This window comes from Pseudacidovorax sp. DMC4, from assembly GCF_056314265.1.
On record NZ_JBQUYR010000006.1, the window covers coordinates 156,095 to 172,924 of the forward strand.

A 16,830-nucleotide genomic window follows, 5' to 3' on the forward strand; every position below is an offset into this window, starting at 1 on the left:
CGCCCGTCCTCACTCGATGTCTTTCAGCAGGCGGCGCAGCACCTTGCCCGCGCCGGTGGCTGGCAGCGCATCGATGAAGCGCACCTGCCGCGGCACCTTGTAGGGCGCCATGTTGTCGCGCGCCCAGGCGGCAATGGCCTCGGGCGTGGTGTCGGCGCCCGGCTTGCGCACGATGAAGGCCTTGACCACCTCGCCCTTCTCCGCATCGGACTGGGCGATGACCGCGGCCTGGGCCACGGCCGGATGCTTGATGAGGATGGTCTCGACCTCCTCGGGGAACACGCTGTAGCCCGAGACCTTGATCATCTCCTTGAAGCGGCCGATGAAGCAGAGGTAGCCATCGGCATCCAGCTTGCCCATGTCGCCCGTGTGCACCCAGCCGTTGCGCAGTGTGGCGGCGGTGGCCTCGGGCTTGTTCCAGTAGCCCTTGAAGGTGCCTTCGCTGGTCAGCACGATCTCGCCCACCTCGCCCGCAGGCAGGTCGCGGCCGGTCTCGGGATCGAGGATGCGGATGGTCACGCCCGGCGCCGGCACGCCCTGCGTGCCCCAGCGCGGCGCATGGCGCGGCGTGTAGGTGTCGCAGGTGTGGGTCTCCGACAGGCCGTAGGCGGCTTCGTGCGAGGTGCAGTGGGGGGCGAAGCCCTGCCACTGCTTCGCCAGCGGCTCGGTGAAGGCGATGCCGAAGCTGGTGACCGGGTTGACCTTGAGGCTGGACAGGTCGAAATCGCGCGCATCCGGCAGCTGCATGCAGGCCACGTTCATGGGCGCGATGCTGTACCACCAGGTGACCTTGTGGCGGTCGATGGCCTGCAGCACCGCATGCGGGTCGAAACGGTGCAGCAGCACCTGCGTGGCGCCCACCAGCACCGGCACGTTCACGGCCATCAGCATGCCGGCGATGTGGTACAGCGGCGCCACCGACAACAGCACGTCGTCGGCCTGCACGCCGTTGCAGTCGGCCGCGATGCGCGTCTTGAACAGGGCGTTGCCGTAGCTCAGCATCGCGCCCTTGGGCAGGCCGGTGGTGCCCGAGGTGTAGGTCATGAGGGCCACATCGTCCAGCGACAGCGCGACCGGGGCAGGCTTCGCATCGCCAGCGCTGGCCTCTCGGAAGTCCTCGCAGCCGGCAGGCACGGTGCGCGCCTCCTTCATCGCGGCCTGCAGCTCGGCGGGCAGGTCCAGCACCGGCTCGGTGGGCAGCAGGTCGGCATAGTGCACGACGAAGACATGGGCCAGGTGTGGCGCCTCGGCCTGCACCTGCTGCACCACGGGCAGCAGCGGCGCGGCGGCCACGATGACGCGCGCCTTGAGGTCGCCCACCTGGTAGGCCAGCTCATGGGCCTTGTTGAGCGGACCGCTGGGGCAGACGATGGCGCCGATCTTCTGGATGCCGTAATGGGCCACCAGGTATTGGGGGCAGTTGTTGAGGAAGAGCACCACCGGCTCGCCCTTGGCCACGCCCAGGGCCTGCAGCCGGGCGGCGAAGGCGTCGCTGGCGCGGTCGAGCTCGGCATAGCTCATTCGGTGGCCGTACCAGAAGCAGGCGACATGGTCGCCGCGCTCGCGCGCGTGGGCGCGCAGGTACTCGTGCAGGGGCTGGCGGGGGCGCTCGGGAAGCGCGCCGGCCGCCAAATCGGGCGGGGTGTCGAGGCTCATGGGTGTCTCCGTGGCGTCTGCCGATCAGGGTTAGCGATAGCGCATCGAACCCCGTCGACCCTTGTCATGCATTGCATGGTGCACGAACAATCCTACCGATGGGTAGAACATCGGAGACACCGCACAAACCCAAAGCCATTGCGCCTGACGGCCCGGCCAGTCATGCGTCTGTGGACGGGCCTGCACGCACCCACGGCAATGGCCGTCAGCGCTCGGCCACCGCCGGCACGGACGTGCAGCGCGAGCGCATCCTGCAGGCCGCCACGCGGCTCTTCGCGACCCAGGGCTACGCCAACACCACGCTGGCGCAGGTGGCGCAGGCGCTGCAGGTGACCAAGCCCTTCATCTACTACTACTTCCGCGACAAGCAGGAGCTGTTCGAGGTGCTGTCGTGGCGGCCCACGGTGGACTGCTTCACCGCGCTGGACTTCGCCGACGACGACCCGCGCCCGGCGGCGCAGAAGGTGCAGGAAGGCCTGCGGCGGCTGATCCGCGCCACCGTCATGCACTACCCGGCGGCCTTCTTTCCCTACCGCGAGCCGCAGGTCTACCGGCCCGAATACAACGCCGCGATGAAGAAGCTGGCCCATCACTTCTACGACAAGCTCACGCCGCTGCTGGAGCAGGGCCGGCGCGACGGCGACCTCGACTTCAACGAGACGCGCATCACCGCGCTGGCGGCCTGCAGCCTGCCGGGCTTTCTGTACAGCTGGTACCAGCCGGGCGGCCGGCTCGGCCCCGAGCAGATCGTGGACGAGCTGACCGTGCTTGCCACGCGCGTGATCGGCTTGCGCACGCGCGCCGCCTGATCCTTCCATGCCAACGACAACGAACGGAGACACACCATGACATTCCGCGCCCGGCTTGCGCCCCTGGCCGCCGCCCTGCTTCTCGCCGCCTCTGGCGGTGCCTCGGCCCAGGACGGCAAGGTCTACAAGATCGCCTACATCGACCCACTCTCCGGGCCCTTCGCCAACGTCGGCGAGCTGATGCTGGCCCATGTGCAGTACGCCGTGGACGACATCAATGCCAAGGGCGGCGTGCTCAAGGGCCAGGCCAAATTGCAGCTGCTGCAGTTCGACAGCAAGCTCTCCGCCCAGGAAAGCCAGAGCGCCCTGCAGGCCGCCATCGACCAGGGCGCGCGCGCCATCGTCACCGGCGGCTCGGGCTCCTCGGTGGTGACGGCGCTGGTGCAGGCCGTCAACCGCTGGAACCAGCGCAACCCGGGCAAGGAGATCCTGGTCCTCAACCATTCCTCCATCGACCCCGAACTCACCGGCAAGGCCTGCAGCTTCTGGCACTTCCAGACCGAGGCCAACACGGCGATGAAGATGAAGGCCCTGGCCAACTTCATCAAGAAGACGCCCGACGTGAAGAAGGTCTACCTGCTCAACCAGGACTATGCCCACGGCAAGCAGTGGGCCAGCTATGGCAAGCAGCTGGTGGGTCTGGCGCGGCCCGACGTGCAGTTCGTCGGCGAGGCGCTGCATCCCATCGGCCGGGTCAAGGACTTCGCCCCCTACGTGGCCAACATCAAGGCCTCGGGCGCCGACTCGGTCATCACCGGCAACTGGGGCCAGGACATGACGCTGCTGCTCAAGGCCGCGGGCGATGCCGGCTACAACCTTCGCTACTTCAACCACAGCGCCGGCTCGGTGCCGGGCACGGTGCTGGCCGTGTCGCAGGCCAAGCTGGGGCAACTCACGTGGGTGGCCGAATGGCACCCGGGCCAGGCCGACAGCCCGCGCGTGGATGCGCTGGCCAAGGCCTACAAGGCCAGGATGGGCAAGGACTTCCTGGCGCCGCGCATCGACATGACGCCGCGCCTGCTCGCCGCCGCCATCGACAAGGCCGGCAGCACCGAGACGGTGGCGGTCGCCCGTGCCATGGAAGACCTGAGCTTCGACTCGGTGGTGGGCCCGGTGCGCATGCGCGGCGAAGACCATCAGCTGCTGCTGCCGCAGGTGGTCAACACCATCGCGCCGGTGGACGGCAAGACGGTCAGGACGGGCTGGGAAGGGACCAACTACGGCTTCCGCACCGAGGCGGTCTACAGCGGCAACGAACTCGCCCAGGGCACCGACTGCAAGATGGTGCGGCCGGGCGGCTGAGCGCGGCGCGTCCCGGCGGCCTGCACCGCCGTTGTCGGCATTGGCTGGCATGCGGTGTTCACCGTCCGTGCCTAGACTGAGCCGATGCAAGCCACCTTCGACCCCAGCGCCAGCCCTGCAGCCACCACCGTGGCCCTGATCGGCGCACCCACCGACGTGGGTGCCAGCGTGCGCGGCTGCGGCATGGGACCGGATGCCCTGCGCGTCGCGGGCCTGGCCGAGTGCGTGGCCCGCATGGGCCTGACGGTGGTCGACCGGGGCAATCTGGCTGGCCCCGCCACGCCCTGGCGCGCGCCCGAAGGCGGGCTGCGCCACCTCAAGGAGGCGGTGGCGTGGAACCGCAGCGTGTACGACGCGGTCGACGCAGCGCTGGGCGCGGGCCATCTGCCTCTGCTGATGGGGGGCGACCATTGCCTGGCCATCGGCTCCATCAGCGCCGTCGCCTGGCATGCGCGCCGCCGTGGCAAGACACTGCGGGTGCTGTGGCTCGACGCCCACACCGACGTCAACACCGAGGCCACCTCGCCCAGCGGCAACCTCCATGGCATGCCGGTGGCCTGCCTGCTGGGCCATGGGCCGGCCGCCCTGACGGGCTGGAGCGGCACGCCGGGCGCGCTGCAGGCCGAGGCGCTGCGCTTCATCGGCATCCGCAGCGTCGACGCGGCGGAGCGCGATGCCATCCGCACCCTCGGCCTCACGGTCTTCGACATGCGCCACATCGACGAGCACGGCATGCGCACCACCATGACCGAGGCCCTGCACGGCATGGACGAGGACACCCACCTCCACGTGAGCTTCGACATCGACTGCCTGGACCCGGACGTCGCGCCCGGCGTGGGCACCGGCGTGCGCGGCGGCCCCGGCTATCGCGAGATGCAGCTGTGCATGGAGATGATCGCGGACACGGGCCGCCTGGGCTCGCTGGATGTGGTGGAGCTCAACCCTGCGCTGGACGTGCGCAACCGCAGTGCGGAGATCGCGGTGGAACTCATCGAAAGCCTGCTGGGCAAGTCCACTTTGGCGCGCGGCTGAGCCACTGGGCGATTGGGCGCTCGGGCGTCTGCGTCACGTCTGCTGACAAAGGGCGTTGTTCCTACACGCTTCGTCGACCGCTCGGGCGACAGTGAATGTCGCGGGTAGCCCATAGTCGTATCACCCCTGCTGCGCCCGCTCTCACCCATGCCCGAATCCGCCTCTCCCCCTGGTTCTGCCCTGCGCGTCCTGGTTGTCGAAGACGATCCCGACGTGCTGCAGACCACGCTGGAGATGCTGAAGCTTCTGGGCCATTGGGCGACCGGGGTGAGCAGCGCCGAGACCGCGCGCGACCGCTACCTCGACGGCGCCTTCGATGTGGTGATGATCGATGTGGGGCTGCCGGCGCTGTCGGGGCTGGAGCTGGCCGAGGCGCTGGGCGTGCGCGATCCGGTGCGCATCATCTTTGCCACCGGCCGGCCGTCTCCACGCGAGCTGCCGGCCAACACGCAATGGCTGCGCAAGCCCTTCGGCATCGATGCGCTGGCCGATGCCCTGGCCACGCCGGCTAGCGGGGGGATGGCGTCGGCTTCGCCGCCCCCTCGGTGACGGGCGTGGCCACCGCCGGTTCGGTGCGGGCCAGGTAGCGCTCCAGCAGCGCATAGAAGCCTTCGTAGAAGCGGTCGTCGGTGAGCGTCTGGCTGGCCACCTTGACCATGGCGTCGTTGCTGGAGGTGAAGGGCAGCGACAGCGACCCGAAGGCCCCGACGCCCACGCTCGCCGAGTTGTTGACCTTCTTGAGCCCGTAGCGGTCCTGCACGGCGGTGGCAAAGGCGATGGCGGCCGGCTGGCCGTTGTCGCCCTGCTCCTGGGCGCAGACCACGCGGAACTCGACCTCCACATGCACCTCGCCCTCGGGCTGGAAGCTCTTGCGCCCCGTCACCTGCTCGGCGGCCGCCGCGGTGATCATGTAGCCCTGGCTCAGCAATGCCCGCCGCGCCGCCTCGCAGGTCTGGCCCACCGTGGCATCGTAGATGCGAGTGTGGGTGTTGGTCGCCTCGAAGTCTTCGGTCGCCAGGTCCTTGGCACCTTTGCCCTTCGGCGCGCTGCCGCAACCGGTCAGCACGGCGGCCAGCACCACCATCCCCACGGCGCTCCAGCCGCGCCCCGCTTTAGTTCGCATCGTCGTCATCCCGCAAGTGTCGCCCGGCCGACGGCCGGGGCGTGGCTTGGATGCCGCGAGATGGGCCCGGTTCCCCGTAGCAGCGCCGTCCCGCTGCCGTGCTGGACCCAAGCGCGCCACACCGCACCGCGCGACTTCTACCGCCGGTCTGACACGCGCTCCCTCGTGCCGGGAGGGCCTCGGAGCAGGCCACGCCAGTGCACCCTGGGAACCGGCTTTGCCGGGCCCGCGGGTGTGCCCCTTGAGGGGGATGGGTTTTCTACACGCAGTGAGAAAACCAAACGGGGTGGGTCATGGATACAGTCCGCGTTCCTGGCGCGCGGCCAGGATGCGCTCGCACGCCACCGCGAAGGTCGCAGTGCGCAGTGCGATGTGGTGCTCGTCGGCCTTGTTCCAGATGTGCTCCAGCGCGCCGACCATGATCCGGTCCAGCCGCTGGTTGATCTCGTCCTCGGTCCAGAAGAAGCTGGAGAAATCCTGCACCCATTCGAAGTACGAGACCGTCACGCCGCCGGCATTGCAGATGACGTCGGGCACCACGAGCACGCCACGCTCGGCCAGGATGTCGTCGGCCTGCGGCACCGTCGGGCCGTTCGCGCCTTCGAGCACCAGGCGGGCCGTGATGCGACGGGCGCGCTCGGCGCTGATCTGGCCTTCCAGCGCGGCCGGGATCAGGATGTCGGTGGGCACGTCCCAGAAGGCCTCGTTGTCCACCTGCTCGCCAGCACCGAATCCCGCGATGCCGCCGGTGCGGCGCGAATGGGCCATCAGCGCCGGCATGTCGAAGCCGCCTTCGTTCACCAGGGTGCCGGTGTGGTCCTGCACGGCCACCACCTTGGCGCCCGCCTCGGCGAACAGTTCGGCCGCCACCGAACCCACGTTTCCGAAGCCCTGAACGGCCACGCGCGCGCCCTGCAGCGGCAGGCCCAGGCGGCGCGCCGCTTCGCGGCCGGTCACGTACACGCCCCGGCCGGTGGCCTTGACCCGGCCCAGCGAGCCGCCCAGGTGGATCGGCTTGCCGGTGACCACGCCCGTGGCGGTCGAGCCGGTGTTCATCGAGTAGGTGTCCATCATCCAGGCCATGATCTGGCCGTTGGTGTTGACGTCCGGCGCCGGAATGTCCGAATGCGGGCCGATGATGAGGCCGATCTCGCTGGTGTAGCGGCGGGTCATCTTCTCCAGCTCGTTCTGCGACAGCTTCTTGGGATCGACGCGGATCCCGCCCTTGGCGCCGCCGTAGGGCAGGTTGACGGCCGCGCACTTGACGGTCATCCAGGCCGACAGGGCCATCACCTCTTCCAGCGTGACGTCGGGGTGGAAGCGCACGCCGCCCTTGCCCGGGCCGCGCGACAGGTTGTGCTGCACGCGGAAGCCCTCGAAGTGGGCGATGGTGCCGTCGTCCATCTCGATCGGCACGTCCACGATCAGCGCACGCTTCGGACGCTTGAGGGTCTCGGCCCAGCGGCCCAGGTGGCCGAGGTAGGGCACCACCCGGTCGACCTGCGACAGGTAGGTGCCCCAGGGGCTGGTGGAGGACGGGTGGACGTACGAGAGTTCGCTGGACTGCTGCATGGTGAGGAGGCCTCGGTGGTGCGGATGGCCGCGACGATAGGCCGGCCGCCCGCGCCGCGCCAGTGGCCATGCAGCCGGCGGCGGACCTTATGCGCGAGCGGCAAGGCGGGGCGCCCGGGCGCTCGATCAGTCCGGCCGCCTCGCCGCCGGGCCCTGCATCAGGCGGCCGGCGCGGCGGCGGCCCCGGCGCGCGGCCGGCCGCCGAAGATGGCCGTGCCCACCCGCACCATCGTGCTGCCGGCGGCGATGGCCGATTCCAGGTCGGCACTCATGCCCATCGACAGGGTGTCCAGCGGCAGGCCGAGCGCGTCGCGCAGCCGGACGGCCAGATCGGCCACCTCGGCGAAGACCGCCCGCTCGGCCGCGGCATCGGGCTGCGGCTCGGGAATGGCCATCAGCCCCCGCAGCGCCAGCTGCGGCAGCGCCGCCACCTCGCGTGCCAGCGCCACCGCCTCCTCGGGCGCCACGCCCGACTTGTTGGCCCCGCCGTCGATGTTGACCTGCAGGCACACCTGCAGCGGCGGCAGACCGGCCGGCCGCTGCTGCGACAGCCGCTGGGCGATCTTGAGCCGGTCCACGCTGTGCACCCAGTCGAACTGCTCGGCCACCGGCCGCGTCTTGTTGCTCTGCAGCGGGCCGATGCAGTGCCATTCGAGCTGCGGGCGCAGGTCGCCGAGGGCGGCGATCTTGTCCAGGCCTTCCTGCACGTAGTTCTCGCCGAAGGCCCGCTGTCCGGCGGCAAAGGCGTCGCGCACCGCCTCGGGGCCGAAGGTCTTGGAGACGGCCAGCAGCCGCACGCCGGCCGGATCGCGGCCGGTCGCCTCGCAGGCGCGCACGATCCGTGCATGAACCTGCTGGAGCTGCTCACTCGTCGTAGTCATAATTGCTGAAACCGTTTCAAAACGTCACGAAGTCTAGAGAGGTCGCGCGTGGACATCACCCAGTTGCTGGCATTCAGCGTCAAGAACAAGGCCTCGGACCTGCACCTCTCGGCCGGCCTGCCGCCGCTGATCCGCGTGCATGGCGATGTGCGCCGCATCAACCTCGACCCCATGGAGCACAAGGAGGTGCATGCCATGGTGTACGACATCATGAACGACGCGCAGCGCAAGCATTACGAGGAGTTCCTGGAGATCGACTTCTCGTTCGAGATCGAGGGCCTGGCGCGCTTCCGGGTCAATGCCTTCAACCAGCAGCGCGGCTGCGCGGCGGTGTTCCGGACGATTCCGTCGAAGGTGCTGACGCTGGAGCAGCTGAATGCGCCGCGGATTTTCGGCGAGCTGGCGCTCAAGCCGCGCGGGCTGGTGCTGGTGACGGGGCCGACCGGCTCGGGCAAGTCGACCACGCTGGCGGCGATGGTCAACCACCTCAACGAAACCGAGTACGGCCACATCCTGACGGTGGAGGACCCGATCGAGTTCGTGCACGAGTCCAAGAAGTGCCTGATCAACCAGCGCGAGGTCGGGCCGATGACCCTGAGCTTCGCCAACGCCCTGCGCTCGGCGCTGCGCGAGGACCCGGACGCGATCCTGGTGGGCGAGCTGCGCGATCTGGAGACGATCCGCCTGGCGCTCACGGCGGCCGAGACGGGCCACCTGGTGTTCGGCACGCTGCACACCTCCAGCGCCGCCAAGACCATCGACCGGATCATCGACGTCTTCCCAGGCGAGGAGAAGGAGATGGTGCGGGCGATGCTGTCCGAATCGCTGCAGGCGGTGATCTCGCAGACGCTGTGCAAGACCAAGGACGGCGCCGGCCGCGTGGCGGCGCACGAGATCATGCTGGGCACGCCGGCCATCCGCAACCTGATCCGCGAGGCCAAGGTGGCGCAGATGTACTCGAGCATCCAGACCGGCCAGAGCATGGGCATGCAGACGCTGGACCAGTGCCTGGTCGACCTCGTGCGGCGCGGGGTCATCAGCGCGGCCGAGGCCCGCGGCAAGGCCAAGACGCCCGAGAATTTCCCAGGCTGACCCGGGGCGGCGCCCTTCCTCCATTCCCTGGGGCGCCCCCTCTGCCGTCCCGCCCGTCCCCCATTCCCACCTTTCTGGAGCCACCATGGAACGCGATCAGGCCAGCCAGTTCATCACCGACCTGTTGAAACTCATGGTCAGCCGCGGGGGCAGCGATCTGTTCATCACGGCCGACTTCCCGCCGGCCGTGAAGATCGACGGCAAGGTGGTCAAGATCTCGCAGCAGCCGCTGTCGCCGCAGCACACGCTGGCCCTGACGCGGGCGCTGATGAACGACCGGCAGACCTCGGAGTTCGAGCGCACGCGCGAATGCAACTTCGCCATCTCGCCCGCCGGCTACGGCCGCTTCCGCGTCAACGCCTTCGTGCAGCAGGGCCGCGTGGGCATGGTGCTGCGGACCATCCCGACCACGCCACCCACCATCGACGGGCTGAACCTGCCGCAGGTGCTCAAGGAAGTCACCATGACCAAGCGCGGCCTGGTGATCGTGGTGGGCGCCACCGGCTCCGGCAAGTCGACCACGCTGGCCGGCATGCTGGACTGGCGCAACGAGAACACCCAGGGCCACATCGTCACCGTCGAAGACCCGATCGAGTTCGTGCATGCGCACAAGAACTGCGTGGTCACGCAGCGCGAGATCGGCATCGACACCGACAGCTGGGAGACGGCGCTCAAGAACGCCCTGCGCCAGGCGCCCGACGTGATCCTGATGGGCGAGATCCGCGACCGCACGGCCATGGAGAACGCGATCATCTTCTCCGAGACCGGCCACCTGTGCCTGGCCACGCTGCACGCCAACAACGCCAACCAGGCGCTGGACCGCATCATCAACTTCTTCCCCGACGACCGGCGCGAGCAGCTGCTCATGGACCTGTCGCTCAACCTGCGCTCGATGATCTCCCAGCGGCTGGTGCCCACCGAAGACGGCCGCGGCCGCGTGGCGGCGGTGGAGATCATGCTCAACACGCCGCTGATCGCCGACATGATCTTCAAGGGCCAGGTCGGCGAGATGAAGGAAGTGATGCGCAAGAGCCGCAACCTGGGCATGCAGACCTTCGACCAGGCGCTGTTCGACCTGTTCGAGCAGTACGCCATCTCGTACGAGGATGCCGTGCGCAACGCCGACTCCACCAACGACCTGCGCCTGCAGATCAAGCTGCACAGCCAGCGCGCGCGCAGCCGGGACCTGAGTTCGGGCACCGAGCACCTGTCGGTGGTCTGACGAGGCCGGCGGCACCGCAGGCCGCGCAGCGCCGCTAAGCTCGGGGGATGAGCACACCCTCCCCCTCCTTCCACCCCAAGTCCTACGCCGCCGTATCGGCCCGCTCCGTCGCCTTCCTCGGCCTCGGCGTGATGGGCTATCCCATGGCGGCCCACCTCGCCGCCGCGGGCCACCGCGTCACCGTCTACAACCGCAATGCCGCCAAGTCGGCCGCCTGGGTGCAGGAATTCGGCGCCGCGCACGCCTCGGCGCCCTCCCCGCGCGAGGCGGCGGCCGGCGCCGACATCGTGTTCTGCTGCGTGGGCAACGACGACGATCTGCGCTCCGTGGTGCTGGGCGAGACGGGCGCCTTCGCCGGCATGAAGCCCGGCGCGGTCTTCGTGGACCACACCACGGCCTCGGCCGAGGTGGCGCGCGAGCTTTCCGCCGCCGCGAGCGCCCAGGGCCTGCATTTCATCGACGCCCCGGTCTCCGGTGGCCAGGCCGGCGCGCAGAACGGCATGCTCACGGTGATGTGCGGCGGCGACGCGACGGTGTTCGCGCAGGTGGAGCCCGCGATCGGTGCCTTCGCCCGCGCCGTCACGCTGCTGGGCGACAGCGGCGCCGGCCAGCTCGCCAAGATGGTCAACCAGATCTGCATCGCCGGGCTGGTGCAGGGCCTGTCCGAGGCCATCGCCTTCGGCCAGCGTGCCGGCCTGGACATGGAGAAGGTGCTGGAGGTGATCGGCAAGGGCGCCGCCCAGAGCTGGCAGATGGACAACCGCGGCAAGACCATGGTGGCCGGCCGCTTCGACTTCGGCTTTGCCGTGGACTGGATGCGCAAGGACCTGGGCCTGGTGCTGGACGAGGCCAAGCGCAACGGCGCGCGCCTGCCGGTGACGGCGCTGGTGGACCAGTTCTATGCCGACGTGCAGCAGGCCGGCGGCGCCCGGTGGGACACCTCCAGCCTCATCACGCGACTGAAGTAGAGAACACCCCCCATGCCGCTTCGCGGCTCCCCCCTCTCTGACGCCTTCGGCTTGGAGGGGGGCGCACCCGCAGGCCTGGCAAAGCCAGTTCCTGGGGTGCACTGGCGTGGCCTGCTCCGCGGCCTCTCGAGTCAGTCGAGCACCAGCGCGGCTGGCGTTGCGAACGCCTTGGCGCATCCGCCTGTTGCCGGCCCAACAGTGCGCACGCGCTCAAGTGGTCTGCGCGGACGGTCGGTTTGCAGGAACCGATCAGCGCACGGGCGAAGTGACCACGCCGGGCACGGGTGCCGGTGCGGCGGCAGGAGCGGCGGGGGCGGGCAGCGGCGCCATGGGCGGCAGCGGCACCCGCGAGCCGTCGGTGCCGGGCACGGTCTGCGAGGGGCCGACGCCGCCGGGCAGGGACTGGCCGTCGTCGCCGACGAATTCGAAGACCCGCACCACCTTCTCGACGCCGGAGATGCCGCGCGTGATGTCGGTCGCGCGGTCGGCCTCGCGGCGGGTGACCAGGCCCATCAGGTAGACCACCCCGCCCTCGGTCACCACCTTGATCGAGTTGGCGGGCACGTCGGACGCGTCCAGCAGCGAGGCCTTGACCTTGGTGGTCAGGTAGGTGTCGTTGGAACGGCGGGCGATGTTGAGGGCCGGCCCCACCACCACCTCGTTGACGACGGCGCGCACATTGGGCGCGGTGCGCACCACCTCGCCGGCGCGCTGCTTGTCGGCCTCGCTGCCCACGGTGCCGGTCAGCAGGGCCGTGCGGTTGAAGCTGATCACCGTGACGTTCATGTCGTCGTTGGCGATCTCGCGGATGCGGGCGGCGGCGCGCAACTCGATGGCCTGGTCGTCGAGCTGCGCCCCGGAGCTGCGACGGTCCAGCGCCAGGGTGCCGATGCCCGCGGCCGCGGCACCGCCCACCACCAGCGGAACGCAACCCGCCAGGCTGCCGCCCAGTGCGGCAACGGCCAGGCAGGCGCAGGCCAGGCGCTGGCCACGTCGGAAGATCGTCGTCGGGGAGGTGGTCATGCGGAAAGCTCCTGTTCACCAAGTAGTTGGGCATCCACGGCATCGCACAGGCAGTGCAGCAGCACCAGGTGGACTTCGTGGATGCGGGAAAGGCGGTCATGCGGCACGCAGACCTGCACATCGGTTTCTCTCAGGGCCCGGCCCAGCGCACCGCCCGCGCCGCTGCCGACGCCGCCGGTCAGGGCGATGACGCACATGTCGCGCTCGTGCGCCGCCCCCACGGCGGCCAGCACGGCGGCCGACTCGCCGCGCGGACTGATGGCCAGCAGCACGTCGCCGGCCTCGCCCAGCGCCCGCACCTGCCGGGCCAAGCCAGCCGCATCGGCGCACTGGCGCGTGTCGGCCAGCGGATCGTCGGGGATGCAGGGCAGCGCCAGGGCCGCGAGGGAAGGCCGCTCGCGTTCGAAGCGGCCGACAAACTGGGCCGCGAACTGGGCGGCCAGGAGACCGGAGACACCGGCACCGCAGGCCAGCACCTTGCGGCCGCTGGTCACGCCCGCCAGCAGGGCCTGGACGGCCAGCCCGAGCGGCTTGCTGAGCACGGGCCCGGCCTGGTATTTGAGATCGGCGCTGTCGATGAAATGTTGTTGTAGACGTTGTTCAACCATGCTGTCCGGAATCATAGACGTGCGCTTTTCGGGCCAAGGGGCCCAGCCTGCGACTGCCGCGGCCGTGTCAGGTTCCCGCCAGTTGGCAACAAGGCGTCGCGGCAACACCCGCAAGACTTCCACGACCGATGCACCCAATGCCGGAGCGGGCCATTTCGCAAGACGCGCCTCCTGGCCCCTTGCAAAAGCAGGCGGCGGAACGCGAAGCGCGCCGCCTGGGCGGTTATTCCACGGTGAACGCGCCCCGCAACCACCGGATCTCGTCCTCCACCAGCACCGCGTCGAAGCGGCAGGGCGGCGGCGAAGGCAGGCGCATCAGGTAGTGCCGCGCCGCGAAGATGATGCGCCGCTGCTTGGCGAAGGTGATGCTGGCGCCTGCGCCGCCATGGCTGGCGCGGGAGCGGCTGCGCACCTCGACGAAGACCAGCGTGCCGCCGGGCTCGCGCATGATCAGGTCCACCTCGCCGCCGCCGCGGCCCGGGGTTCGATAATTGCGCGCCACCAGCCCCAGCCCGGCCTTGCGCAGGTGGGCCAGTGCGGCGTCCTCGGCGGCATCGCCCAGGCGCTTGGTGGTCGGGGGCGCCACCGGCCCCCGCTTGAACGGAAGAAGACCCATCTTGAACACCCTCCCCACGGCTGCTTCTTTCGGCGCCGCTGTCCAGGCCGCCCGCGACGCGGCCGGCGGCCAGCATTATCCGCAGGGCACCCTCTACGTCGTGGCCACGCCCATCGGCAACCTGGCCGACCTGTCGCTGCGGGCGCTGCATGTGCTGCAACTGGTCGATGCCATCGCCTGCGAGGACACGCGCCACACCCACCAGCTGTTGCGCGCCTGCGGCATCGACCGGCCCGGCAGCCAGCTGCTGGCGGTGCACCAGCACAACGAGGCCGAGGCGGCGCAGGCCGTGATCGCGCGCCTGGCCGAGGGCCAGCGCATCGCCTACGTCAGCGACGCCGGCACGCCGGGCGTGAGCGACCCGGGCGCGCGGCTGGCCGCCGCCGTGCAGGCCGCGGGCCAGCGCGTGCTGCCCCTTCCCGGACCGTCCAGCGTGACCACGCTGCTCAGCGCCGCCGGCGCGCATGACGACGCACGCGGCGGCGCCTTCGTCTTCGCGGGCTTCCTGCCGGCCAAGGCCGGCGAGCGCGATGCCGCGGTGCAGGCCCTGGCCGGCGAGACGCGCGCCGTGGTGCTGCTGGAGGCCCCGCACCGCATCGAGGCGCTGGCGCGCGCGCTGGCCGTGCTGGGCACGCGGCCGGTGACCGTGGGCCGCGAGCTGACCAAGCAGTTCGAGGAGATCGCCACTGTGCCCGCCCAGGCCCTGGCGGACTGGCTGGCCGCCGGCGCGCAGCGCACGCGCGGCGAGTTCGCGCTGCTGCTGCATCCGCAGCCCGCCCAGGTCGACGGCGACGGCATCGGCGCCGAGGCCGAGCGTGTGCTGCGCCTGCTGCTGGCCGAGCTGCCGCTCAAGAGCGCGGCGCGCCTGGCCGCGGACATCACGGGCGCGCCGCGCAACGCCCTCTATGCCCAGGCCCTGGCCTGGCGCAATGCGGATGAATGAGTCCCCCACCGTGACGTCCCTCGCTGCGTCCGATACCGCCGAGACGGCCGCCCGGCTGGCACGCTGGCCGCATCCCGGCACGCCCGTGCTGGCCACGCTGGACGACACCCGGCTCCTGCTGGCCTGGGTGCACGACGGCGCGCTGCAGGCCCATGCCCTGCCGCTCGGCCTGCACACGCTGGGCGACGCGCATTTCCGCCACCGGCCTGCGCGGCCCGTGGAACTCGAAGCCGCCATCGACACCGTCGAGGACGCCCTGATGCGCCCGCACCCGCCCCTGCCGGCCGGCCGCGTGCTGTGGCCGGCCGGTGCCTTCGGATGTGTGCTGCCGCTCGTCGGGGGCGCCACCCGCGAGGACGTGGAGGCGCTCTTCCAGCAGTTCGCCGCGGTCTCCCTCGGCCGGCCCGGCGCCGGCCTGCCGCAGGATGCGGCCTCCACCGCCACCATCCTGGTGCTGCGCGAGCTGATGCATCACCTGGATTTCGCCCGGTGGGCGGCGGGCCCACCAGATTCCTCCCAGATCGGGCCGCACACTGCGTCCGCAGCCCGACTTCCTGACTCTTGATTCCCCCCTCGAGGGCTGCCTTCACCCGCTTCGGCGGGTTTCTTTTTGCCCGCACGGCGGCAGCGGCGCCGCACACTTCGGCAATCGGGTCCTTGATGCAATCGCGTTGCATCTCCATAAAATGCAATTCCGTTGCATTAAAGGCCTCCATTCCTAAGGAGGCCGACCGACCTGGAGCCCTCACATGTCCGACTCCCTGGCGACCACCCCGCCGCGCCTGCCCGTCACCGTCCTGTCCGGCTTCCTGGGCGCGGGCAAGACCACGCTGCTCAACCACATCCTCCACAACCGCGAGGGCCGTCGCGTGGCCGTCATCGTCAACGACATGTCCGAGGTGAACATCGACGCCCAGCTGGTGCGCCAGGGCGGCGCCAGCCTGGCCCGCACCGAGGAGAAGCTGGTCGAGATGAGCAACGGCTGCATCTGCTGCACGCTGCGCGAGGATCTGCTGATCGAGGTCGGACGCCTGGCGCGCGAAGGCCGCTTCGACCAGCTCGTCATCGAGTCCACCGGCATCTCCGAGCCGCTGCCCGTGGCCGAGACCTTCACCTTCGCCGGCGAGGACGGCCGCCGGCTGGACGACGTCGCCCGGCTGGACACGCTGGTCACCGTGGTCGATGCCTGCAACTTCCTGCGCGACTACGGCTCGCGCGACAGCCTGGCCGCGCGCGGCGAATCGATGGGCGAGGAAGACGCGCGCACGGTGGTCGACCTGCTGGTCGAGCAGGTGGAGTTCTGCGACGTGCTGGTCGTCAACAAGACCGACCTGGTGAGCGCCGGGGAGCGCGAGCGGCTGCTGGCCATCCTGCGTGGCCTCAACCCGCGCGCCCGCATCGTGCTGAGCCAGTTCGGCCGGGTGCCGCTGGCGCAGGTGCTGGACACCGGCCTGTTCGACTTCGAGCAGGCGGCGCAGGCGCCCGGCTGGCTGCAGGAGCTGCGCGGCACGCATGTGCCCGAGACCGAGGCCTACGGCATCGCCAGCTTCTGCTGGCGCGCGCGCCGGCCGCTGCATCCGCGGCGCTTCTTCGACTGGGTGGAAAGCGAATGGCCCGGCGTGGTGCGCTCCAAGGGCTTCTTCTGGCTGGCCAGCCGGCCGACCTTGGCCGGGTCGTGGTCGCAGGCCGGGGCCGTGGCCCGCCACGGTGCGGGCGGCTACTGGTGGGCCGCCGTGCCGCGCGAGCACTGGCCCGAGGACCCCGAGGCCCTGGCCGCCATCGAGCGGCACTGGCTGCCCGAGGTGGGCGACGCCCGGCAGGAACTGGTGCTCATCGGCATGGACATGGACGAAGCCGCCCTGCGCGCCCGCCTCGACGCCTGCCTGCTCACCGACGCCGAGATGGCCCGGGGCCCCGAAGCCTGGCTGCGCTACGACGACCCCTTCCCCGCCTGGGAGTAAAGATGCGCCGTCGGCCGCCGCG

17 protein-coding genes are annotated in these 16,830 nt (G+C 70.3%); 10 read left to right on the plus strand and 7 right to left on the minus strand.

The window, feature by feature from the left end; translation table 11 throughout:
* Window positions 1-9: 9 nt before the first annotated feature.
* A complete protein-coding gene (locus tag ACT54X_RS13105; RefSeq protein ID WP_294368057.1) occupies window positions 10-1,656 on the minus strand; it encodes an AMP-binding protein in 1,647 nt (548 codons plus the stop codon).
* Between the two features lie 98 nt (window positions 1,657-1,754).
* Here ACT54X_RS13105 and ACT54X_RS13110 point away from each other — a divergent pair, with 98 nt between their 5' ends.
* From ACT54X_RS13110 to ACT54X_RS13125, 4 genes are all read left to right on the plus strand, one after another.
* Window positions 1,755-2,465: a TetR/AcrR family transcriptional regulator gene (locus tag ACT54X_RS13110; RefSeq protein WP_294368055.1), complete on the plus strand. Its 711-nt coding sequence runs from the start codon at window positions 1,755-1,757 to the stop codon at window positions 2,463-2,465.
* A gap of 36 nt (window positions 2,466-2,501) precedes the next feature.
* Window positions 2,502-3,767: a branched-chain amino acid ABC transporter substrate-binding protein gene (locus ACT54X_RS13115; RefSeq protein ID WP_294368051.1), complete on the plus strand. Its 1,266-nt coding sequence runs from the start codon at window positions 2,502-2,504 to the stop codon at window positions 3,765-3,767.
* An 84-nt stretch (window positions 3,768-3,851) separates the two neighbouring features.
* A complete protein-coding gene (rocF, locus tag ACT54X_RS13120; protein WP_294368049.1) occupies window positions 3,852-4,799 on the plus strand; it encodes an arginase in 948 nt (315 codons plus the stop codon).
* Between the two features lie 147 nt (window positions 4,800-4,946).
* Entirely contained in the window at window positions 4,947-5,348 is a 402-nt protein-coding gene (locus ACT54X_RS13125) for a response regulator (RefSeq protein ID WP_294368047.1), read from the plus strand.
* Here the strand turns inward: ACT54X_RS13125 and ACT54X_RS13130 are convergent.
* The 3 genes from ACT54X_RS13130 to ACT54X_RS13140 form a co-directional block, all read right to left on the minus strand.
* On the minus strand, window positions 5,308-5,922 hold the full coding sequence (locus ACT54X_RS13130) for a DUF2242 domain-containing protein (protein WP_294368045.1): 615 nt from the start codon (window positions 5,920-5,922) through the stop codon (window positions 5,308-5,310). The two genes, ACT54X_RS13125 and ACT54X_RS13130, sit on opposite strands and share 41 nt — an antisense overlap.
* Window positions 5,923-6,213: 291 nt before the next feature.
* On the minus strand, window positions 6,214-7,494 hold the full coding sequence (locus ACT54X_RS13135) for a Glu/Leu/Phe/Val family dehydrogenase (RefSeq protein WP_294368042.1): 1,281 nt from the start codon (window positions 7,492-7,494) through the stop codon (window positions 6,214-6,216).
* A 158-nt stretch (window positions 7,495-7,652) separates the two neighbouring features.
* Window positions 7,653-8,375 carry a YggS family pyridoxal phosphate-dependent enzyme gene (locus ACT54X_RS13140; RefSeq protein ID WP_354320426.1) on the minus strand — a complete coding sequence of 241 codons (723 nt, stop codon included), beginning with the start codon at window positions 8,373-8,375 and terminating at the stop codon, window positions 7,653-7,655.
* Window positions 8,376-8,423: 48 nt separating this feature from the next.
* Here ACT54X_RS13140 and ACT54X_RS13145 point away from each other — a divergent pair, with 48 nt between their 5' ends.
* From ACT54X_RS13145 to ACT54X_RS13155, 3 genes are all read left to right on the plus strand, one after another.
* Window positions 8,424-9,467 carry a type IV pilus twitching motility protein PilT gene (locus tag ACT54X_RS13145; protein WP_234193132.1) on the plus strand — a complete coding sequence of 348 codons (1,044 nt, stop codon included), beginning with the start codon at window positions 8,424-8,426 and terminating at the stop codon, window positions 9,465-9,467.
* Between the two features lie 85 nt (window positions 9,468-9,552).
* Window positions 9,553-10,689 (plus strand): PilT/PilU family type 4a pilus ATPase, encoded by a 1,137-nt coding sequence (locus ACT54X_RS13150; protein WP_234193133.1) that lies wholly within the window; start codon window positions 9,553-9,555, stop codon window positions 10,687-10,689.
* A gap of 47 nt (window positions 10,690-10,736) precedes the next feature.
* Window positions 10,737-11,657, plus strand: coding sequence for an NAD(P)-dependent oxidoreductase (locus tag ACT54X_RS13155; RefSeq protein WP_476346928.1), 921 nt, complete (start codon window positions 10,737-10,739; stop codon window positions 11,655-11,657).
* Window positions 11,658-11,906: 249 nt separating this feature from the next.
* On the opposite strand, the gene ACT54X_RS13160 is transcribed toward ACT54X_RS13155, so the two are convergent.
* From ACT54X_RS13160 to ACT54X_RS13170, 3 genes are all read right to left on the minus strand, one after another.
* Entirely contained in the window at window positions 11,907-12,680 is a 774-nt protein-coding gene (locus ACT54X_RS13160) for a BON domain-containing protein (protein ID WP_294368031.1), read from the minus strand.
* On the minus strand, window positions 12,677-13,288 hold the full coding sequence (locus ACT54X_RS13165) for an SIS domain-containing protein (protein WP_234193136.1): 612 nt from the start codon (window positions 13,286-13,288) through the stop codon (window positions 12,677-12,679). Before ACT54X_RS13165 ends, ACT54X_RS13160 begins: the two co-directional genes overlap by 4 nt.
* A gap of 223 nt (window positions 13,289-13,511) precedes the next feature.
* The gene (locus ACT54X_RS13170) at window positions 13,512-13,904 is read right to left on the minus strand and encodes a YraN family protein (protein ID WP_234193137.1); all 393 of its coding nucleotides are present in this window, start codon (window positions 13,902-13,904) and stop codon (window positions 13,512-13,514) included.
* 1 nt (window position 13,905) lies between these two features.
* Between ACT54X_RS13170 and rsmI the strand changes: the two genes are divergently transcribed.
* From rsmI to zigA, 3 genes are all read left to right on the plus strand, one after another.
* Entirely contained in the window at window positions 13,906-14,847 is a 942-nt protein-coding gene (gene rsmI, locus ACT54X_RS13175; protein WP_354320428.1) for a 16S rRNA (cytidine(1402)-2'-O)-methyltransferase, read from the plus strand.
* Window positions 14,848-14,857: 10 nt separating this feature from the next.
* Entirely contained in the window at window positions 14,858-15,412 is a 555-nt protein-coding gene (locus ACT54X_RS13180) for a hypothetical protein (RefSeq protein WP_476346931.1), read from the plus strand.
* 184 nt (window positions 15,413-15,596) lie between these two features.
* On the plus strand, window positions 15,597-16,808 hold the full coding sequence (zigA, locus tag ACT54X_RS13185; RefSeq protein ID WP_294368021.1) for a zinc metallochaperone GTPase ZigA: 1,212 nt from the start codon (window positions 15,597-15,599) through the stop codon (window positions 16,806-16,808).
* Window positions 16,809-16,830 lie beyond the last annotated feature (22 nt).